This is a genomic window from Bradyrhizobium sp. CCBAU 45321 (genome assembly GCF_028128975.1).
Lineage (GTDB): Bacteria > Pseudomonadota > Alphaproteobacteria > Rhizobiales > Xanthobacteraceae > Bradyrhizobium > Bradyrhizobium yuanmingense.
The window spans coordinates 65,853-85,771 of sequence record NZ_LFKZ01000117.1 but is presented as its reverse complement, the minus strand read 5'-3'; the positions used below and the strand labels follow the sequence as shown (position 1 = coordinate 85,771).

Genomic DNA, 19,919 nt, shown 5'->3' with positions numbered 1-19,919 from the left:
GGTGCGAGACGCCGGGCGAGCGGCCCCGGATTACGCTTCGCTCCATCCAGGCTACGGCAGCGCTATCCGCCGAAATCCTTCGGGCTGAACGGCAGATCCAGCACCTTCCATTCCCCGTACAAATTGGCCGGCAGCATCTTGTAGGGCTGGCAGTTCTGCAGCGCGCTCATCGCAGACTTGACGATGGCCACGCCCTTGGCGGACGGCGGCGCCTGGATCAGGATGGGCTCGCGCGCCAGCGTGCCGTCGGTGGCGAACACGGTGCGCAGCTTGACATGGACGTTGTCGGTCGGCGCGACACCGGCCGGCAGCTTGGAGCAGCTACGCAAATGACGGCGAAGCTCCGCGATGACCTCGGACGGAAGCTTTGCAGCGATTGAATCGCTGGCATCCCCGCCGTCGTCCTTGGCGCCTTTCGGCTCGACCGCCAATTCGGGCGGCAGGCCCAGCATGACCCCGTACTTGATGGTGACGTCCGGTTGCGGCGCCTGATACGCCGGCGGCGGCTGCGCGTTGGCTTCACGCTGCTTCGAGGCCTGCGAGGGTTGCGGCTGCTTCTGTTGCGGCTCGGGCGAGGCCTGCTGTGATGGCGAAGGTGCTGCCGCCTGCGGCCTGGCCGCGGGCTTCGATGCCTCCGCCCTGTCGGTGATATCCGGCTTCGGCAGCTTGAGGTCAGGGAGCGGTTCCGGCGGCTTCGGCTCTTCCTTCTTCTCCTCGGCCTTGGTTTCCTCCTGCTTCACCTGCTCCGGCGTGACGATGTCGACCGCGACCGTTTCGGGCGGCTGGCTGTGAAAGGGACGGACCTCGCTGATCACAATGATCAGCGCCACCAGCGTCAGATGGGCGATTGCCGAGGCGGCAATGTCCGTCCGTATGATCTTCCGCAGTTCCATCGACCGATCTTGGGTTGCCACCGTCCTAGCATACCCCGGGTCCCTCTCAATCCCATTTCGGGGCGAAGCCAAAGTCGGTCAGCCGTCCCTTCGGATTGGCGAGCGCGGCGACGCGGCTCATCTCGTCTTCCGACAGCTCGAAGTCGAAGATCTCGATGTTCTCCGACAGGCGCTCGATGCGCGAGGTGCGAGGGATCGCGGCAACGTTCTGCTGCACCAGCCAGCGCAGGCAGACCTGCGCCGGCGTCTTGCGGTGGACGCGACCGATCTCGGCCAGCGTCTGGTCGGACTTGATGCGGCCCTTGGCGATCGGACTGTAGGCGACGAGGGCAAGGCCATGTTGGTCGCAGGCCGCCCTCACCTTCGCCTGATCGAGATAGGGGTGATACTCGACCTGGTTGCAGACCAGCGGCTCCGCCGACAGTGCGACCGCCTGCTCGATCAGCGCCACGGTGAAATTGGAGACGCCGATGTGACGCGTCAGGCCCATCGTCTTCGCATGCGACAGCGCGCCCAGCGTCTCGGCGAGCGGCACTTGGGGATTGGGCCAGTGCAGCAGCAACAGATCGACCGAGGGAAGCCGCAGGCGGGCGAGGCTCTCCTTCACCGAGCGCTCGAGATCATGGGGTGCGAAATGGTTGGTCCAGACCTTGGTGGTTAGGAAGACGTCGTCGCGGCGCACGCCGGAGGCGCGCAAGCCGTCGCCGACCTCGCGCTCATTGTCGTAGACCTGCGCGGTGTCGATATGGCGATAGCCGAGCCGTAGCGCCTGCTCGACCACACGCGCGGCCGGCCTTCCGCTCAGCTCCCAGGTCCCGAGACCGATCGCCGGGATCCTCGCGCCATTGGCCTCGACGAACAGCATGAGGAATCCTCTTCCGTTGCGGCAGCCCCGGAAGTCATTATGGACCCGGTCGATGATGCTGCCAACGGAAGCCGCGGCGGCCAGGCGGGATATTCGATGCAGGCCTAACGGGAGGTTGTACGTCAGGCCTTGGCGAGCGCCTGGAACACCGTGTCCGGGGCATGCGCGATCACCGCAAGCAGTGCGCGTGCCGGGCCGCGGGGGGCTCGCTTGCCCTGCTCCCAGTTGCGGATGGTCTCGACTGGAACGCCGAGCCTGGCGGCGAACTCCATCTGGGTCAGGCAGGCGCGCCGGCGCAGATCGCGCACCGCGAGCGGGCCGGTCTCAGCCGGCGCCGCATTGGCCGTCGGCTGAACCGAAAGCGGCTGGACCGGAAACTCCTGCCCATCCCGCAATTCGACGATCCGTCCGTCCGCCTTCAGCCGCAACCGCATGCCCATTCCCCCAAGCAGAGGCGATGATGCGGCAGGTCGCTTAAAGTGGGATTAAAGATGGTTGTCGTCATTCCGGGCTCGCGCCGAGTGGCGCGCCCCGGAATGACGCCGGAGTGAGACCTACTTCAACCCGAACCAGAGCGTCGCAATCCCGAGGAAGGAGAAGAAGCCGACGACGTCGGTCACGGTGGTCACGAACGTGCCCGACGCCACCGCCGGGTCGGCCCGCACGCGATCCAGCGCCATCGGGATCAGGATGCCGCCGAGCGCGCCGGCCACGAGGTTGCAGACGATGGCGAGCCCGATGACGATTCCGAGGCCCGGGATCTTGAACCAGGCCACCGCGGCGATGCCGGTGATCACGGCGAAGGCGAGGCCGTTGACGAGGCCCACCAGGGCCTCGCGCATCACCACCCGCCAGGCGTTGGAGGAACCGAGCTCGCGCGTCGCCAGCGCCCGCACCGCCACCGTCATGGTCTGGGTCGCGGCATTGCCGCCCTGGCTCGCCACGATCGGCGCGAGCACCGCGAGCGCGACCATCTTCTCCAGCTGGCCCTCGAACAGGCCGAGCACGGAGGACGCCAGGAACGCGGTGGCGAGGTTCACCAGCAGCCAGTTGAAGCGGCCGCGGGCGATGGTGAGGAACGTGTCCGATAGCTCTTCGTCGCTGGTGACACCGCCGAGCGCCTTGAGGTCCTCGTCCGCCTCCTCCTCGATGACGTCGACGACGTCGTCGACGGTGATGACGCCGACGAGGCGGTCCTGGGTGTCGAGCACGGGTGCGGCGACGAGATTGTATTTGCCGAACATGCGCGCCACCTCTTCCTGGTCCTCCAGGACGGAGACGCGGCGGCGATCCTCGTCGGTGAGCTCGGTCAGCGCCACTGGCCGGCGCGTGCGCAGGAGCACGTCGAGCGGCACCGCGCCCTGCCAGTGCTGCTCCTTGTCGACGACGTAGATCTCGTAGAAGCGGTCGGGCAGATCCGGCGTCTCGCGCATGTAGTCGATCGCCTGGCCGACCGTGAAATCCTGGGGCACGGCAATGAACTCGGTCTGCATGCGGCGGCCGGCGGAGTTCTCCGGGTATAGCAGGCTGCGCTCGAGCGCGACGCGCTCCTTGAGCGGCAGCTTCTCCAGGATCTCTTCCTGCTCCTCGGCACCGAGGGTTTCCAAGAGCTCGACCGCATCGTCGGATTCGAGCTCGCGGACGCCCTCGGCGACCGTCTCCGGCGGCAGCTCCTCGAGGATCTCCTCGCGCACGGTCTCGTCGACTTCGTTTAGCGCCGAGAAGTCGAAATCGCGGCCGGTGAGCTCGACCAGGCGGACGCGGTCGTCGGGCTCGAGGGCGCCGATCAGATCGCCGAGATCGGCCTCGTGCAGCTCCGCGACGCAGGCACGCAGCGCCGCGCTGTCGCCGGCCTCGATCGCACGGGCGACCTCCTCGACGAATTCGTGCCTGATATCGCCGTCTTCATTGCGCATCGGCACGTGGTCGAGTACCGAATCCGCAGCGGGTGTGGCAACGTCCAGATGTTCATCCATGGCGCGCCTCGCCGTTTGACAGGTTGGAACCGGTGGTGTGAGCTGAGGCTTCAGGCAATACCCACAAGGCAAAGCCGAGCGCAATGGCAAAGATGCTGCGACTGAGGTGGACCTCGACCATGGCGGGCGCGCTCGCGGCGACCATCGGCGGCACTGCCGCAACCGTCATCGGCGCCGCCGAGACGAAGGCCGCCAAGTGCCCGCGCAAGGACGCGCTCGGCACCTCGCGCGTCCTCAGCGTCGATCCCAAGACCTATCCGCGCGTGGGTCTGAAGAGCTTTCCGCAGACGCTGCCATTGGCCGATCGCGAGGTCGTGCTGACCTTCGACGACGGGCCGAACCCGCCGACGACGTCGAAGGTGCTGGCGGCGCTGGCACAGGAATGCGTGCGCGCGACCTTTTTCCTGATCGGCCAGCACGCCTCCGAACATCCGGACATGGTCAAGCGCATCGCCCGCGAGGGCCACACCGTCGGCCATCACTCCTACTCGCATCCGTTCATGGGGCGTATTCCGTTCGAGAAGGCCATGGCCGACATCGACCGGGGCATTGCCGCAGACGAGATGGCGCTGCACGGGGCCCCGACGACGACACCCTCGACGCCATTCTTCCGCTTTCCCTATTTCGAGTCGACCCAAGCACAGCTCGACCTGCTCCAGTCGCGCGGCATCATTGTGTTCGGGGCCGATTTATGGGCCAGCGACTGGGAGGAGATGACGCCCGAGCAGCAATTGAAGCTCGTCACCGAGCGCCTCGCCGCGAGCGGCAAGGGCATCATCCTCTTCCACGACAACAAGGCGCGCACGGCCGCAATGATGCCGGCGCTTCTACGGTATCTGAGGGAGAACGACTATCGGGTGGTCCACATCGTCCCGGCGGGCACATCACAGAAGAGCGCCGATACGCGCTGATGCCGGAATGTCACGCCCGGGCAAAATGGGGTGATTTGGGGCCAATTAACACTCTGTTCATGCTACCCCGTGAAGATGAGAGCGGCTGCGGCTGAACCGTTTTGAGCCATCTCCGACCTATCTAGGGCGCCAAATTGCATGGGGGCAGACGAGGTTCATGATCGGAAGTAGCGTTGTTTTGCGGACGCGATCGTGGATCGTCCTCTGTCTGGGAATGCTCACCGCCGGTTCGCCGGCCGCGCTCGCGGCGGAGTGTCCCGGCCACCCCGACGCCCTCGGCACCTCCCGCACCCTCGTTGTCGATCCGCGCGAGCATCCGCTGATCGGCACCATGCAGTACCGCGAGACGCTGCCGCTGAAGGACCATGAGGTCGTCCTGACCTTCGACGACGGTCCGATCCCGAAATATTCCAACCAGGTGCTCAAGATCCTCGCCGACGAATGCATCAAGGCGACCTTCTTCATCGTCGGCAACCAGGCCAAGGCCAATCCGGAAGGCGTGCGCAAGCTGGTCGCGGCGGGCCATACCGTCGGCACGCACAGCATGGACCATCCGCTGACCTTCGACCGGATGCCGATCGAGAAGGCCGAGGCGGAGATCAATGGCGGCATCGAATGGACCGCAGCCGCGATGACCGATCCGTCGCAGCTCGCCCCGTTCTTCCGCATTCCCGGGCTGATGCGCGCCGAGGGCATCGAGAACCATCTGATTGCGCGCGGCCTCCAGGTCTGGAGCGCCGACTTCCCGGCCGACGATTGGCGGCACGTGTCGTCCGACCGCGTCTACCAGCTCGCGATCCAGCGGCTGGAGGCCAAGGGCAAGGGCATCCTGCTGCTGCACGACATTCAGGCTCGCACGGTGGCGGCGCTGCCCAAGATCATCCGCGACCTCAAGGCACGCGGCTATCGCATTGTGCATGTGGTGCCCGCCAGTCCCGAGCGGCCGGCGACGCCGACCACGCCGGTCGAATGGCTGATGCATCCGCCATCCGAGACGACGCCGATCGCGCGCTGGCCGCGCGTGCCGCATTTCGTGTTCACGCAGACCAGGACGCTGCCGGCGCCTGCGCTCGCGAACCTCAATGTGCAGGGCGAGCATCAGTCGCTGCTGCCGCGCCGGAGCAAGGGCCAGATCGACCTCGCATCCACCCTGCCCGTCCCGGGTCGCGATCTGTTCGCGATTCCGGAAGGCTCGGTCGAGGTGCTGATGTCGACGACCTCATCGCGGCGCGCCGCGACCCGGCTCGCCATGGCGGCCGAGAGGCCGCATCCGGCCAAGGACAAGGCAGCACAGGGCAGAGGCGCGAAGGGCAAGACGGCCAAGCTGCATGGGCGGCGTACCGCCCAGGCGGCGCCGGCTGCGGCAGATCATGCCGCGCAGCCCGTCGACATCGTACCCAAGAGTACCGCAGCGAAGAGCGCCGCGGCAAATGGCGCGGCCTCCAAGGGCGTGCCGCCCCGTCCGACCCGCGTCGCCAGCCTGAAAAAGCGCGCCTGAGCTGCTATTGCCGCATGATGGCGGCGACGCAGAGCAGCACGATCAGCGCCAGGAAGAACAGGTCCATGTAGGACTTGAGCTCGCCGTCCCGCCGCAGCCGCGCGACGTCGGTGATCACCTGCTTGCGCGCAGTGGTGCTGCCCGAACCGTCGTTGATCGGAGCCTGAAGGCGCTTCGTCTCGGCCTCCAGCTTCTCGATCTTCTGGAAGAAGTAGAACGCCCGCAGCGTCGAGGCCGCGCGCATGGCGGCATAGACCAGCACCAGGATCGCCAGGATCGCGCGGTTCGGATACTTTTCCATGAAGTTCAAGCTGAAATAGACCACCGCCATGAAGGCGAAATTGGTGAGGAAGCGGTAGACGAAACTGAGAAAAACCATGCTGGCTCGAAGCTTGAGGGGGTCGCAACCCTATGGTGTTGCGACGTGCGGGATCGGGACCCAGACCGGAACGGCGAGCCTGGATACGGCCCATCTACGCCAAGTTTGTTTCAACAAAGATACTGCCGCCCCCGCAACTAGCCGCCTTTTAGCCTGACGCGGCCATAAGGCAAGCCGGAGCATGGCCCCCTGGCCTCGCGCGCGCGAACGGCCCGCAACGGCTCAATGGCGATTTGGCCGAAGGCGCGGTAAACTGTGACCGCCACCAGATGTGGGGTTCTTCCGATGTCGAAGAAGGGAATCACGGGCCACGACGACTGGGTTCTGACCGAGGCACTCGCGACCGCCCTGGTCGCGCTGGAGCAGCTCGAACCGAAGCACCAGCCGAATGCGCATATGGAGGACATCCGCAAGCTGCTCGCGAACGGCAAGGAGCCTGCTGCGGTGAGCCTGCATCTCGCGCAGGCCAAATGCCGTCTATTTCCCGAGCTCGACCCGCTGCAGATCTACCGGGAATACGGCATCGGCGAGGAGTATGGCTGAGGCCGCCGGTCGAGCTCAAGGCCCGCCTGCGACCGATCCTGCGATCACCATGACCAGCGCGCCGAGGTCGATCTTGCCGTTGACGGTCAGCTCCTCCGAGCCCTTCGCCTCTCCCGCGCCCTGGACCTTCAGCGATTGCGGCCGGTCGGCAGCCTGACGCTGCAACTCGCTGACGATTGCTTCCTTGAGCTTCTCTTCCAGCATGGGCTCTCTTCCTTCGCGGATCCGCCCAGTCAAGACGGCAGCCCACGCTTCGTTCCCATCACGCAAATCGCGGCGGCAGGCTGTTGTGGATCGTGCAGGCCGCGATGGCCGCGTGGCCGAACGCGACCGAGATCTGGTGCAGGTCGGTGACGACGTCGCCGATGCCGTAGAGCCCGGCGATCGACGTGCGCTGGTGATCGTCGACCTTCAAATGACCGTCCGCAGTGTGGTCGGCGCCCAGCGCCGTCGCGAGCTGGGAGCGAACCTCCGCGCCCATCGCAGGATAGACGATGTCGAATTGCGCGGTACGTCCGTCGGCGAAATCCGCTTCAACGCCGCCGTCCCGCCGCGCCAGGCGCAGCTCGGGCGCGAACACGATTCCGACGCCCGCCTCGGACAGCTCCGACGTTGCGGCCTTCGCGTCGTCCGCGCCGGTCGCAAGCAGCGTCACGTCGCGCGCATAGCCACGCAGGAAGAGCGCCTTTGCGGCGGCACGATCCAGCGGCCCGACGACGCCGATGCGGCGGCCGGTCGCCTCGAAGGCGTCGCAGACCGGGCAATAGCGCAGCAGGCCATCCGCGACGGCGGCGCGCCAATCGTCGAACGGCGGATGGGTATCGACGATCCCGCAGGCGAGAACGACCGTGGCGGCCGCATGCATGCCGCCATTCCAGCTCGCTTCGAAACCGTGTTCGTGACGCTGCAACGCCGTGACCTCGGCTTCCACGCGCGTGACGGCGAGTTCGCCCAGTTGCGCCGACATGCGGGCGATCAGCTCCGCGCCCGAGAGCCCGTGGACGAAGCCCGGGACATTGTGGCTGCGCGGGATCAGCGCGGCGCGGCTGGCGCCGGCATCGACGACGCAGACGCTGCGGCGGAAGCGCCCCAGATAGATCGCAGCCATCAGTCCCGCGGGGCCGCCGCCAATGATCAGGCAATCAAACTGCGCCAGCGTCATTTGGGGTTGGGGTCCGCAAGACCGGCGCCGGGCTCCTCGAGGCGGCCGCTGCGCGCCAGCCGGACCGCGTTGCCGAGCGCACGCGCCGCATTCCGCACCTCCTGCTGGAATTCGCGGTCCTCGTCGAGCTCGCGATGGGATGTGGCGTATGGCTCGCCATAGCCGACATAACCGTCGAGCTCGGCGTAGCGGCCTGCCGAGATCAGCTGCATGTCGGTCAGCCAGTCCGACAAGGCCCGGCGCACGCCCTCGGCGCCGACCGCATCGCCGTGAACGACAAGGCCGAAATGGCGGCCGGCGAGATGGCGCGGATAGGGCCAGCCCTTCATCTCGATGGCCTTCGCCTCCGCGGCGTTCTTGCCGTGGGTCGAGGTCGGATCGGGATTGCCGCCGTCGGCGCAAACCATCCGGTCCATCATCGCCTTGAGCCCGGCGGGCACGTGATACCAGTTCACGGGTGCCACGATCAGAATGCCGTGGGCCGCAACCCAGAGCGGATAGATCTCGTTCATCCAGTCGTGGGTCTGGCCCAGCGAGTAGTTCGGATAGCAGCTGCACGGCCAGTGGCACAGCGGCATGGCGGTGCCGACGCAGGACTTGCAGGGATGAATGGTCTTGCCGAATTCCGAGGCGAGGCGCGACAGATCGAGGATGTCGACAATAAATCCCATCTCGATGAAGACGGGCTCGGCCAGCTTGACCAGTCGCCAGGTCTTGGACATCTCGCCGGGACAGGTGTGCTCGCTGCGGGCCGAGCCGTTGATGATCAGGATGCGCGGCGTCTCGTCGGCATCGTCGTGGCGACGCTGCGCCTCCAGGATTTTTGCGCGCGCATCGAGCCAGTCGACGGCGAGATCGTAGTCCGGGTCGGAAAAGCCTGCGCCGGCCTTCCGCGTCAACGGTGCCTTGCGCGAATGGCTGTAGGCATCCCAGGCCGCCGCAGTGATGGCGTCGAGCTCACGCCCGAGCGGAGCAAAGGCGGGATCGACGAACTGGCGCTTGTAGCGCTGCGCGAACTCTTCGCGCGACAGCTTGACGGGCGGCATCCCCTTGCGAATGTCGGCATCCGTCATGCTGGCTCCTGGCGAGGTCGGTGTCCTCCGACCAACCCAGCGCCGAGCGCGCGGTTCCCAAGCTTTAGTGGCGAGCAAGCTCCTGCGGTGCATCGAACTTGGCGATCCTTTGATCGAGCCGCCACAGCTCGATACGATGCACGAGCACGAGCGCGGCGGCTTCGCGCTTGGCCTGTTCGTCATTGTCGCAGACGAGGTTGATGCATCCGAACACATGTCCGTCCGGATCGATCTGGAACGCGCGGTAGTGCTTGAAGCTTCCCGTCATGACGGTCCTCGTCGCGGCAACACGGGTGTGCTCAGCCAGTCTGTAAGGTTCGAGGTCATTTCGTTCTGCTTGGCGCGCTGCAGCAGCATCTCGCGCTCCCTACCGGGCGGCAGGCTGCTTGCGCGCTCGCGGGCCTTCTCGGCGAAGGCAGCAAGCCGCTCCTGGAGCGACTGAGTCTGTTTCCTGCGATTACGTTTGGCGGTCATGGGACTCACGCATGATGCGGGGGAAATTGGCCCCGGCGGGGGATCAGGCGCCGGGGCCCAAGTTCTCTAGTGTCTCAAGTCACTTGCCGGTCGGGGCGGCCCAGCCCGGCAATGCTGGTAGCTTCCGCCGCAATTCGCGGTTCCAGCATTTCAATAAGTTAACGCTGCGCGATTTTGCGCAAAGCACAACCGCAGCGTCCGATCGATCCGGGCTGCGCCGGAACCGAAATGCTGATTCGTATGTTCAAGAACGACTTGAAGGAGATCATCATGGCAAAAGCAGCATGGAAGCGGCCGGGCTCGCCGATTGGCCGCAAAGGACCACGCAAGGCAAATCCCGCTTACAAGCGCCGCGCACGCGAGCCGTGGACGCCTGCGGATGTGAGCAAGTTGAAGCAGCTTGCGAAAGGCAACACGCCAACCGGCGTGATGAGCATCAAGCTTCAGCGCCCTGTCGCGGCCATTCGCAGCAAGGCGCAGCGCGAAGGAATTTCGCTGCGGCCCGCCAATCGCTCGCCCTACAACCGGCGAACCAAAGCCGCGAAGCGGCGTTGATTCCCCGCACCGCCGGGTGACAACCGGACGCAACGGGGAACGATGGACGTGGCGCTCATTTTTCCGGTTTCTGCCCACGATATCAGCGCATCGGTACGCGCCGACATCTAACCCGTTCCCGGCGCGTGCAGCCCTGCCAGGCTGCAGGCGCTGCGCCCGTCAATTCGGCGGCTGCAGGCCCGGTGAGCGCAGCCATTCGCTCATTTGAGACCCCGTTTCCGCCTGTCGCGCCTTGCGCAACATTTCATCGCGCGCCGCGCCGGGCGGCAGCAATTTGGCCTCTTCGCGCAACCGCTCCGCTTCGGCTGCCAGCCGGGTCTCCAAGGTATCCTCGTGTTTGATCCGACGCCGCATCATCGTCATGGGCGTATCCCTGTAGTCAGCGGAACGCGCCACTGCGTTCATATGGTGATAATGCCAGGCAAAGTCGCGCTGACCTGCATCTAACGTTCTGGAACCGAAACGGTTGCCCGCGCTGCCCAAAAAATCTGCTTGGAGCCTTAAGTGACTGAGGAAACATCATTCCTCGGAGACGCCAACTGCGCCAAACGCGGGTTAATTGTCCTCATTCTCGCGGCAAGCCTTGATTTCCGTACGAAGCATGGCGCTCTCAAACACGGCCAGGCGCATCTCGGCCACGATTCGATCGCGATGCTCCATGAGCAGCCGACGCTCCTCCCGCAGAGCGTGGTTGGCATCGATCGCGCAAGAGGCGCGAAGAAAGAGGGCGTCGCGCATGGTCGCATGGTCCATGGTCGCATGGTAGCCACGTGTCCAAGCCGCGCATTTACCTAGGTTACTCAAAATGAGTAATTGCGCAGATGTGCACACTTTCATTAGGTCGAAAGTTGCGCGACCTCATGGATCGAAGATGGGTGCACGACCGCTCGCTGGGTCGTGCCTCGCCAAGGACTCGGCAAGCTGCTGTTCCATTTCATAGCGGGCCCACCGGAGCTGCCGCCTGACTTCGGCATTGATAGCCCGCAGGCGAATGCTCTCTTCGATGGCTCGATCGGCACGTGCCAGGAGTTGCCGAGTTTCCAGACCAAGATGATCACCATCCATGGCCGCGCTCCTCATCATGCAGGCGGGAGCGCGCGATCTCTCAGCCACCGGCGCCTACGGACAGGCCTTGGCCGGTGATACCGGTAGACTAGCTCAGGTAAGTCGCTGTTCCTAGTGTGCAGACGGCCGACGGCGGCTTTTCATCCGCGCTCTCGACCACCGCGATAGACTTGCAGATAACCCGGCGAGAACAGAGCCACATCTTTGAGCGCGTCGAGATTCTTGATGACCAGGGTACGGTCGCGCAGCACGATCAGTCCTGATGCGCGCAGTTCCTGAAGTGTGCGATTGAGATGGACCACCGAGAGGCCGGTGGCGTCGGCAAGATCCGTCTGCGTCACGGGCATTGCGCAGCTGTTGCCGTCGACCATGCCGACGGGACGCAACCGCTCGAAGATCTCGCAGAACAGATGCGCCACGCGCTCGAGCGCGACGCGACGGCCGAGATTGACGGCCCATTCGCGCTGAACCGCGTTGTTGACGAGCGTCTCGCAAAGGAATGCTTCGGCAAGCGAACGGTCGGCCGCCAGCAGGCTATCGAAGCGCGCGCGCTTGACCTCGGCGTAAACGACCGGGGTCAACGTACCGATGGTGTGATCCATGGTCGAGAGCAGGAATACATGAGCGTCGCAGCTTTCGCCGGGAAAGATGAAGTTAACGATCTGGCGCCGGCCATCCTCGAGCATCTTATAGCGGCAGAGCCAGCCCGACAGCACGATGCGGACACTGTCGACGGTGTCTCCCTCGGAGATCAGGTCCTCGTTTGCTCCAGCGTGCTGCACCCCTTCGAGCATCGCATATTCAAGTGACGCGCGAGCCTCCGACGAAAGCGGCCTCAGCGCATTCAACCGGCGAATGGCCGGGTCCAAAACGCTGCGGTCGGCGATCGACAAGGACATCACTCAGCCACAGGGGGAGTGTGGAAGGAGCCCTTGGTCACTGGGATCATGATCGTGCATTGCAGCCCCCCCGAATGGAAGGTCAGCGTGGTCTGGCCCTTCAGCTCGAACGCCAGTGTACGCTCGAGAAGCTCGGTTCCGAAACCTTTCCGCAGCGGCGGCGGCACCTGCGGCCCCCCACGCTCCCGCCATTCGACCGTCAATTGTGCGGGTTCCGTGCTTTCGTCGATGCGCCAGGACACGTCTATGCGGCCTGACGGCTGACTCAGCGCTCCGTATTTCAGCGCGTTGGTCGCGAGTTCGTGAATGGCTAGAGCGAACGTTTCGGCGGCCTTGGGCTGGAAGCGGACCTTCGGGCCCGAAACGCGCATCTGCTCGCCTTCGCGGGCGTTGTAGGCGAGCAGTTCCTCCACTACCAGGTATTCGAGATCGACACCGCCCTCGGGATCCCGCGTCACCAGTCCCTGGGTCCGGGCGAAGGCGTTGAGCCGTCCGTCCAGATGGGAGGCGTATTCCTCCACGGTGGTGCTCGTCTCCGCCGAACGGCGGGCGATCGAACGCACGACACCAAGCGTATTGCGGACGCGATGCTGCAATTCGGCCAGCAGCAGGCGCTGCCGCTCCTCGGCGCGGGTAATCTCCGTAACATCGATGAACGTGATGACGACGCCTGCGATGAAATTGTCGACGCTGCGGTACGGCAAGACGCGCGCGATATATCTCTTGCGGTCATCCGGCGCGGTCAGCTCGCGCTCGGCGCTGGCCAGGGTGCGCAGCACGCGGCGGACATCGTCGTAGAGCGCCTCGATCGGAACGCGCGCCTTGATGTGAGATATCGGGCGGCCAGCATCGGTTTCCACCAGGTGCAAGACTTGCGTGATAGCCGGGGTGAAAGTCATCACCCGTAAATCGTTGTCGAGAAACACGGTCGCGATCTGCGTGCTTTCGAGGAAATTCTTCAGATCGCTGGTGGCGCGCGTCAATTCCTGGACGCGGTGCGCCAGCTCGCCATTGACCGTCGTCAGCTCTTCGTTGACCGACTGCAACTCTTCGCGTGAAGTCTCGAGCTCCTCGTTGGCGGACTGAAGCTCTTCGTTGAGCGATTGGTATTCCTCGTTGGAGGATTTCAGCTCTTCGTTGGTACTTTCGAGCTCCTCGATGGTCGCCTGGAGGCGCTCACGTGTTGCGCGCAGCTCGCTTTCGAGGCGCTCGACATGCTCGGTGCGAATGAGGGCGTTGGACTTGCCCTGGTCGTCCCTGATCGGTTGGGCCGGTCCGTCCTTGAACAAAACGACGAAGTTCCGGTGACCGCCGGCGTCGTCCTGAATGGGCTCCACCGTGATGCTCACAAGGATGCGGTGCCCGTTCACGCCGAGGTGCACCTGCTCGGCATTGACAGGCTCGTTGGTTTCCGCCGCGCGGCCGAGCGCGGTCCGCAGCTCGAGGCGGAGATCGCGATGCACGAGCTGAAGCAGATCGAGCCTAGCGGCGCCGGCGGTTGGCTCGATGTACCGACCGGTACGTCCCGAAAAGTGCAAGATCTGGAAACTCTCGTCGGTGATGACGTAAGCCGGGGCATATCGGTCCGCGATCCGTTGCGCGCGCCGCTCCAGGCCGACGTCAGGGCTGAGCGAGCGCACCGGCGGCACGTCGACCGTCGCCCTGCTCGCAGCGGTCGTGATCGGAAACTCGGGAGGCAGCCGCGTTCCGGTATCGAGTTTCCTGAAGATGCGCGCACGGCGGTCGATTGGCACGAACAGCTTTGGATGCCGCGTCACATTCTCCGAATTTCCGAGGAACAGATAGCGGTCGGGCAACAGCGCGAAGTGAAACAGCGGAATGACGCGGTTCTGAAGCTCCGCGTTGAGATAGATCAGCAGATTGCGGCACGAAACCAGGTCCAGCCTGGAGAACGGCGCGTCCTTGATGACGTTGTGCTGGGAGAAGATGCACATCTCGCGCAGCTCCTTGACCACGCAATAGGTGTCCCCCTCCCGCACGAACCAGCGCGCCAGGCGCTCGCTCGTCATGTCGGCCTCGATGGAGGTGCGGTAGCGGCCGACGCGTGCGGCGGCGAGCGCCCGACCGTCGATATCTGTGGCGAAGATCTGCACCTGCGGCGTGGAGTCCATCCGTGCCATGTGCTCGCGCAGCAGGATGGCGATCGAATAGGCCTCCTCGCCGGTGGCGCAACCGAGCACCCAGACGCGAACCTGCTGAGCGGCATCCCTGCCCTCGAAGATCTTTGGAATGATCTGGGTCTCCAGAACCTCGAATTCGCGCTTGTCGCGGAAGAACTCGGTGACGCCGATCAGGAGATCATTGAAGAGGTGTTGCGCCTCATCCTTGTCGTTGCGCAGGAAATCCACGTAGGCGGGGATGTCCTCGATCTGGACGACCTGCATGCGCCTTTGCACCCGGCGCAGGAAGGTATTTTGCTTGTAGCCGTGAAAATCGTTGCCGGTCTTGTTACGCAGGATGTCGGCTATCCGCGAGAGCGTGTCGCAGCGGCGGCGAGCACCTCGTCGAACCCCTGCTTTTCCTCCAGACGACGCAGATGGCGAGCATAGACATGGATGTGCTCGGGAATCTCCTCGGCCGGCAACACATAGTCGGCGATCGCCGCCGCCGTGTTGGCATCCTTGAGAGGGGCCGATTTCTCGCTGGCGACCCTTTCAGCGATGGCAAGACCGCCGTGATCTTTCAGCGTCGCAGTACCCAGCGTGCCGTCGCCGCCGGTCCCGCACAAAATCACACCGATGGATTTCTCGGCGTGCTCCTCCGCCAATGATACCAGGAAGCTGTCAATCGTGGCTCGCTCGCCCGGTGCCTGCTCGGCCTTGCGGATCGCGAAACGGCCGCCCTGGATCGTGGTAATCATCGCCGGCGGGCACAGATAGATGTTCCGGCCTTCGATCGGTTGGCCGTGGCCGGGGTCGGACAACCTGCCGCCGTTCGAGCCTTGCACGATCTGACGCAGCTGAGCCTCATCGAACGCCTCGTGGTGCTGAAGCGCCAGCACGATCGCCTGGTCGTCGCTCAAGGTCATCTTGGCAAAGAAACGCTCGATGCTCTCCAGAGCGGCCGGTGAGGCGCCGACGCCGATCACGAGCGGGGACTTGGTCTGGCGCTCTCCTTCCGCCGCTTGCTCGCCGACTTCAGTCATGGACCTGGTAGCTCTCTCTCACTGGCCGGCACCAACGGGCGCCCGATCCTTGCAGATAACAGAAATTAGCTCGATCCCAACAGTTGAAAGACAATAATGCCCATAGAGCTTCCTTCGATCTTTCGCGTGTCTCAGCCCGGGGGAGCCGCGCGGCATCTCGGCCAGCTAGGCGACGAGCGGCTTTGAACGCGGGGACCATCAACCAGCTTCGGGCTGTACTGCAGCCACCTGCCGTTGCAGATACGCGATGCGCTGCGCGATCAGAACGCGGTGGCGCTCCCACTCGGCGAGGTTCTGCTTGAACACGTCGACCAGCCGTTCCGCCTCGCGGGTATCATGACCGCCGGCGCGAAGGTCGCGCACACGATCCTCCTGCTTGCGGATGCGCTGCGAGCCCTCTTCGATGTCCCGGTCGGCCTTGACCAAAAGGTGCTGCTCGACACCGAGCTGTTGGGCTTGTTCGGAGATGGCCATGGCAGTCCCCTCACGTCTCCCGCTTGCGGCTGGGAGCATCGAGCGATTGTAGCACCACCCGCCGGATCATATCGGCATATTCGCGATATTCGGCCGCCCTCGCCTGGTACATCTCGGCGACCGCGGACCGGCCGCTGCGCCGGCCATCGGCAGCCATGCGCTGGACCAGCTCTGCCCGTTCCTCGATGATGCGCAAGGCGACACGCAAGGCCTCGTCGACGCGTCCCTCCTGCTCCTTGGCGAGCGTATCGACCGTGAATCCATGGCCAACCTGGCAACGGAAGCGCATCGGACGCGACTCCTTCACCTCGGACAGAACGCCCCCGCACGCCGGACAGGTCAGCGCGACAGGATCGGCAAATGCGAGCAGCTTGTCGCTGCCAATCCGGTCGCCGGCCGCAATCTCGACCTCCAGCCTGATCTCCGGGGGGATCGGCAGCGGCGCTCCGGCCTGCTCCCGGGCGAGCTCGGACAGGACGTCACCCATACTGGCGCCGGGAACGCAGAGGTCGACGGTGGTCTCCTCCATCGCGCGCCGCGGCATCTCGTCGGAGACGGCATCCGTGGGGTCCTGGACCACCGCCATCCCGCCGCAGCGTTTGATGGCGTTGAGACCCGCCGCGCCGTCGGACAACAGGCCGCTCAGGAGCACGCCAATCACCCGCGGCCCGTAAGCGATGGCTGCGGAACGAAATAGGGCGTCGATGGCCGGCCGCACCAGGTTCTCGCGCGGACCGCGCCCGAGCAACACCCGATCCCTGGACAGCAGCAAATGGTGGTCCGGCGCGGCTAAATAGATCTGCCCCGGCTCGATCTCCATGCCGTTTTCGGCCTGGCGGACCGGAAGCGGGCCGGCGCTCCTGGCGACCGTTGACAGAATGCCGATGCCCTGCGCCGGAATGTGCAGAACGATGAAGACGGCTGCGGGCAAATCCGGCGGCAAGCGGCTCAGGATCTGCTTTAGTGGCTGGGTCGCTCCTGCCGAGCCGCCGATCACGATGATGTCGCGGTTGCTCATGGAACCTGTTTTCGACTTGATCGTTTCGGATCAAGGCGGGGCCCCGTTTTATGTTCCTACGGGGCCGAACCGAAGGCTGAGGCATCATAACGATGTTGCGCACAACATCCGGTCAGCCTGCGCCTTTCACCGGGCGCAGGGTTCTCGTGGTCGAGGACGAGTATTTCCTCGCCGACGACATCAGCGAGGCATTCGAGGCGCTGGGTGCCGAGGTGGCAGGTCCTGCCGGGCACATCGAGGATGCATTCAAGCTCCTGCGTGACGGCAGCACGCTGGATGCGGCGGTCCTGGACGTGAACATTCACAGCGAGAGGATCTTTCCGGTCGCTCGCGAACTGAGGGCGCGCAACGTGCCGTTCGTGTTCACCACGGGTTACGAAAGGGTCACCGTCGGACCGGAATTTCAGGATGTACCGCTTTTTGAAAAACCGATCGATCTTGCCAAGATGGCGCGTCAGCTCGCGGCGCTGCTCGTCGAGCCTGGAAGCTGACGACCGATCGACGACGATCAGAACAGATGCGCGAATGCGAGCCAGGCGGTCACCGCCAGGCAAAGGATGACTGCCGCATAGGGCAGAGCGATCCGCAAGGCTGCCTCCTGCCCCATCAGCTCAGCATCATCCAGATGATCGCGGCCATCATCACCAGGAAACCTGTAATAGCGGTCGCCACAAAGGCTATTTCAACGCGGTCCATCGCCATTACAGCCCCGTCCTGACGGATGCAATCTGGCCTGACGGCGAACTCAGCGCATTAGGCTATGTGAATCAGCCGCCGCGCCTTGTCCAGCGTTTCGTTGGGCGGCTGTTGGTCGCGGGGCTTGCGGCGAACTTCAGCTCACGACCTTGCCGTACCCGGCTCGGCCATCTTGCGATGCTGCTTGGCCAGCATCTCGTTCGGCGTGACATTGGCGACCGTGGTCTGGATCTTGTTCTTCAGCCCGGTGACGATGTCGGCCTCCCCGCGCAGCATGGCGTCGAAGCCGGCCTTGGCGACGTCGTAGGCGCCGTCCTTCTTCTCGGTGCCGACCTTGGTGTCCATCATGTCGGCGCGGCGGAAGAACTCGGTCTCGGTCGCACCCGGCATCAGGCATGTCACCGTGACGCCGCTATCGCGCAGCTCCTCGCGCAGCGCAAACGAAAATGAATCGAGGAACGCCTTGCTGGCGTTGTAGGCGGCCTGGAAACTGCCGGGCATGAAGCCGGCGATCGAGCCGGTGATCAGGATGCGGCCGGCATTGCGGCGGAGCATCTCGTTGCCGACGCGGTGGATCAGGTACAGCGTGCCGGTGATGTTGGTGTCGATGAGGTGTTTCACCCTGGCAAAGTCCTGGTCGAGGAAAGCCTTGCCGAGGCCGATTCCGGCATTGGCCAGCAGCGCTTTGATCGGGCGCTCACCGACCGCAGCGCACAGCTTGTCGACGCCTTCCGTAGTGGAAAGATCGGTCTCGACCGGCTCGACGCTGCCGCCAAGCCGGCGCAGATCGACAGCCACCCGTTCGATCTGCGGCTCGTCCGCCGCGATGACGAGGTTGAACCCGGCCTGCGCGCAGCACCTTGCGAGTTCCAGACCGATACCGGTTGAGGCGCCTGTGACGACGGCGAGTTGATTGGCGGGCATGCGGCAAATCCTTGTGATTGAGCCCTTTGGAATGAGGTGATCACGCTCAATCGCTGCCCTGCTCTCTCGTTCCTATTTGCGCAGTGCGAAGAATTTGCACGCGGCGATAGCAACCATCGTTCGTGCCTGGACTTAGATGGCACGTGGCTCAACCGGGAGGACGACGATGAAGGCGCTGGTCTGGCACGGCAAGGAGGACATCCGGTGCGACACCGTCACCGATCCGGAGATCCAGGATCCGCGTGATGCCATCATCAAGGTGACGAGCTGCGCCATCTGCGGCTCAGACCTGCACCTCTTTCACAATTTCATTCCAGGCATGTTGCCCGGCGACATCATGGGCCACGAGACCATGGGCGAAGTGGTCGAGGTCGGCTCGGGCGTCAACGGCAAACTGAAAAAGGGCGACCGCGTCGTCGTGCCGTTCACGATCATTTGCGGTGAATGCGACCAGTGCAAGCGCGGCAATTTCTCTGTTTGTGAGACCACCAACCGCAAGCGTCATCTGGCCGACAAGGTGTTCGGGCATACGACGGCAGGCCTGTTCGGCTACACCCATCTGACCGGCGGCTATCCCGGCGGCCAGGCCGAATATCTCCGCGTGCCCTTTGCCGACGCCACCCACATCAAGGTGCCCCCGGGCATTCCCGACGAGCAATTGCTTTTCCTCAGCGACATCTTCCCGACCGGCTGGCAGGCCGCCGTGCAATGTGACATCGAGCCGACCGACACTGTCGCGATCTGGGGCTGCGGTCCGGTCGGGCAGATGGCGATCCGCAGCGCCATCCTGCTCGGCGCCAACCAGGTGATCGCGATCGATTGCCTGCCGGAGCGGCTCAGCATGGCCGAGGCCGGCGGCGCCACCACGATCAATTTCGAGACCGAGAGCGTGGTGCAACGGCTTCAGGAGCTGACCGACGGCAAGGGCCCGGAAAAATGCATCGATTGCGTCGGCATGGAATCGCATGTGATGCCGTCGCTGCCCGACACCCTGCTCGACCGTGCCAAGCAGATGGTGATGGCCGAGAGCGACCGGCCCCACGTGCTGCGCGAGATGATCTATGTCTGCCGTCCCGGCGGCATCATCTCGGTGGCAGGCGTCTACAGCGGCCTGTCCGACATGCTCCCGATGGGCGCCTTCATGAACAAGGGCCTGACGATGCGGACCGGCCAGACCCACGTCAACCGCTGGACCGACGACCTTCTCCGCCGCATCGAAGAGGGCGAGATCGATCCGTCCTTCGTCATCACCCACACCGTCCCGCTCACCCAGGGACCGGAGATGTACCAGGTGTTTCGCGACAAACGCGATTCCTGCGTCAAGGTCGTGCTGAAGCCCTGAAGGAGC

The 19,919-nt window shown here is 64.5% G+C and carries 23 protein-coding genes and 1 pseudogene; 6 read left to right on the top strand and 18 right to left on the bottom strand.

The window, feature by feature from the left end:
• Positions 1-62 precede the first annotated feature (62 nt).
• From ACM43_RS15125 to mgtE, 4 genes are all read right to left on the bottom strand, one after another.
• A complete protein-coding gene (locus tag ACM43_RS15125; RefSeq protein WP_271540101.1) occupies positions 63-893 on the bottom strand; it encodes a hypothetical protein in 831 nt (276 codons plus the stop codon).
• A 46-nt stretch (positions 894-939) separates the two neighbouring features.
• Positions 940-1,758, bottom strand: a complete 819-nt coding sequence (locus tag ACM43_RS15120; RefSeq protein ID WP_271540099.1) for an aldo/keto reductase — start codon at positions 1,756-1,758, stop codon at positions 940-942.
• Positions 1,759-1,880: 122 nt separating this feature from the next.
• Positions 1,881-2,198, bottom strand: coding sequence for a helix-turn-helix domain-containing protein (locus ACM43_RS15115; RefSeq protein WP_271540097.1), 318 nt, complete (start codon positions 2,196-2,198; stop codon positions 1,881-1,883).
• A gap of 114 nt (positions 2,199-2,312) precedes the next feature.
• The gene (mgtE, locus tag ACM43_RS15110; RefSeq protein WP_128265350.1) at positions 2,313-3,734 is read right to left on the bottom strand and encodes a magnesium transporter; all 1,422 of its coding nucleotides are present in this window, start codon (positions 3,732-3,734) and stop codon (positions 2,313-2,315) included.
• Positions 3,735-3,817: 83 nt separating this feature from the next.
• Here mgtE and ACM43_RS15105 point away from each other — a divergent pair, with 83 nt between their 5' ends.
• Together ACM43_RS15105 and ACM43_RS15100 are read left to right on the top strand one after the other, a co-directional pair.
• Positions 3,818-4,645, top strand: a complete 828-nt coding sequence (locus tag ACM43_RS15105; RefSeq protein WP_271540094.1) for a polysaccharide deacetylase family protein — start codon at positions 3,818-3,820, stop codon at positions 4,643-4,645.
• 157 nt (positions 4,646-4,802) lie between these two features.
• Positions 4,803-6,143 carry a polysaccharide deacetylase family protein gene (locus ACM43_RS15100; RefSeq protein ID WP_109143439.1) on the top strand — a complete coding sequence of 447 codons (1,341 nt, stop codon included), beginning with the start codon at positions 4,803-4,805 and terminating at the stop codon, positions 6,141-6,143.
• A 4-nt stretch (positions 6,144-6,147) separates the two neighbouring features.
• Here ACM43_RS15100 and ACM43_RS15095 read toward each other — a convergent pair whose 3' ends face one another.
• Positions 6,148-6,522 (bottom strand): hypothetical protein, encoded by a 375-nt coding sequence (locus ACM43_RS15095; RefSeq protein ID WP_036013747.1) that lies wholly within the window; start codon positions 6,520-6,522, stop codon positions 6,148-6,150.
• A gap of 285 nt (positions 6,523-6,807) precedes the next feature.
• On the opposite strand from ACM43_RS15095, the gene ACM43_RS15090 reads away from it, so the two are divergent.
• A complete protein-coding gene (locus ACM43_RS15090; protein ID WP_036013744.1) occupies positions 6,808-7,065 on the top strand; it encodes a hypothetical protein in 258 nt (85 codons plus the stop codon).
• A gap of 15 nt (positions 7,066-7,080) precedes the next feature.
• On the opposite strand, the gene ACM43_RS15085 is transcribed toward ACM43_RS15090, so the two are convergent.
• From ACM43_RS15085 to ACM43_RS15065, 5 genes are all read right to left on the bottom strand, one after another.
• The gene (locus ACM43_RS15085) at positions 7,081-7,269 is read right to left on the bottom strand and encodes a hypothetical protein (RefSeq protein WP_271540089.1); all 189 of its coding nucleotides are present in this window, start codon (positions 7,267-7,269) and stop codon (positions 7,081-7,083) included.
• A 58-nt stretch (positions 7,270-7,327) separates the two neighbouring features.
• The gene (locus ACM43_RS15080; protein ID WP_271540087.1) at positions 7,328-8,227 is read right to left on the bottom strand and encodes an NAD(P)/FAD-dependent oxidoreductase; all 900 of its coding nucleotides are present in this window, start codon (positions 8,225-8,227) and stop codon (positions 7,328-7,330) included.
• Positions 8,224-9,300, bottom strand: a complete 1,077-nt coding sequence (locus ACM43_RS15075) for a flavodoxin family protein (RefSeq protein ID WP_271540085.1) — start codon at positions 9,298-9,300, stop codon at positions 8,224-8,226. The genes ACM43_RS15080 and ACM43_RS15075 overlap by 4 nt, the downstream gene beginning before the upstream one ends.
• Before the next feature lie 64 nt (positions 9,301-9,364).
• Entirely contained in the window at positions 9,365-9,568 is a 204-nt protein-coding gene (locus ACM43_RS15070) for a hypothetical protein (RefSeq protein ID WP_271540083.1), read from the bottom strand.
• Positions 9,565-9,774, bottom strand: coding sequence for a hypothetical protein (locus tag ACM43_RS15065; protein WP_271540081.1), 210 nt, complete (start codon positions 9,772-9,774; stop codon positions 9,565-9,567). The genes ACM43_RS15070 and ACM43_RS15065 overlap by 4 nt, the downstream gene beginning before the upstream one ends.
• A gap of 270 nt (positions 9,775-10,044) precedes the next feature.
• Between ACM43_RS15065 and ACM43_RS15060 the strand changes: the two genes are divergently transcribed.
• Positions 10,045-10,329: a hypothetical protein gene (locus tag ACM43_RS15060; protein WP_271540078.1), complete on the top strand. Its 285-nt coding sequence runs from the start codon at positions 10,045-10,047 to the stop codon at positions 10,327-10,329.
• Between the two features lie 159 nt (positions 10,330-10,488).
• Here the strand turns inward: ACM43_RS15060 and ACM43_RS15055 are convergent, their stop codons facing one another.
• The 7 genes and pseudogenes from ACM43_RS15055 to ACM43_RS15025 form a co-directional block, all read right to left on the bottom strand.
• Positions 10,489-10,686 (bottom strand): hypothetical protein, encoded by a 198-nt coding sequence (locus ACM43_RS15055; protein WP_271540103.1) that lies wholly within the window; start codon positions 10,684-10,686, stop codon positions 10,489-10,491.
• Positions 10,687-10,884: 198 nt separating this feature from the next.
• Positions 10,885-11,067: a hypothetical protein gene (locus ACM43_RS15050; protein WP_271540076.1), complete on the bottom strand. Its 183-nt coding sequence runs from the start codon at positions 11,065-11,067 to the stop codon at positions 10,885-10,887.
• Between the two features lie 120 nt (positions 11,068-11,187).
• Complete coding sequence (locus tag ACM43_RS15045) at positions 11,188-11,394, bottom strand: hypothetical protein (protein ID WP_271540075.1); 207 nt, start codon at positions 11,392-11,394, stop codon at positions 11,188-11,190.
• Positions 11,395-11,534: 140 nt separating this feature from the next.
• Positions 11,535-12,293 carry a Crp/Fnr family transcriptional regulator gene (locus ACM43_RS15040; protein ID WP_271540072.1) on the bottom strand — a complete coding sequence of 253 codons (759 nt, stop codon included), beginning with the start codon at positions 12,291-12,293 and terminating at the stop codon, positions 11,535-11,537.
• Positions 12,293-15,459: pseudogene (locus ACM43_RS15035) on the bottom strand (CheR family methyltransferase). The gene ACM43_RS15040 and the pseudogene ACM43_RS15035 overlap by 1 nt, the downstream one beginning before the upstream one ends.
• A gap of 198 nt (positions 15,460-15,657) precedes the next feature.
• Entirely contained in the window at positions 15,658-15,933 is a 276-nt protein-coding gene (locus tag ACM43_RS15030; RefSeq protein ID WP_271540070.1) for a hypothetical protein, read from the bottom strand.
• A 10-nt stretch (positions 15,934-15,943) separates the two neighbouring features.
• Positions 15,944-16,951 (bottom strand): chemotaxis protein CheB, encoded by a 1,008-nt coding sequence (locus ACM43_RS15025; RefSeq protein WP_271540067.1) that lies wholly within the window; start codon positions 16,949-16,951, stop codon positions 15,944-15,946.
• Positions 16,952-17,043: 92 nt separating this feature from the next.
• On the opposite strand from ACM43_RS15025, the gene ACM43_RS15020 reads away from it, so the two are divergent.
• Positions 17,044-17,442 (top strand): response regulator, encoded by a 399-nt coding sequence (locus tag ACM43_RS15020; RefSeq protein WP_271540065.1) that lies wholly within the window; start codon positions 17,044-17,046, stop codon positions 17,440-17,442.
• A 346-nt stretch (positions 17,443-17,788) separates the two neighbouring features.
• Here the strand turns inward: ACM43_RS15020 and ACM43_RS15015 are convergent, their stop codons facing one another.
• Complete coding sequence (locus ACM43_RS15015) at positions 17,789-18,571, bottom strand: SDR family NAD(P)-dependent oxidoreductase (protein ID WP_271540064.1); 783 nt, start codon at positions 18,569-18,571, stop codon at positions 17,789-17,791.
• 166 nt (positions 18,572-18,737) lie between these two features.
• On the opposite strand from ACM43_RS15015, the gene ACM43_RS15010 reads away from it, so the two are divergent.
• Positions 18,738-19,913, top strand: coding sequence for a zinc-dependent alcohol dehydrogenase (locus ACM43_RS15010; RefSeq protein WP_271540062.1), 1,176 nt, complete (start codon positions 18,738-18,740; stop codon positions 19,911-19,913).
• Positions 19,914-19,919: the final 6 nt, after the last annotated feature.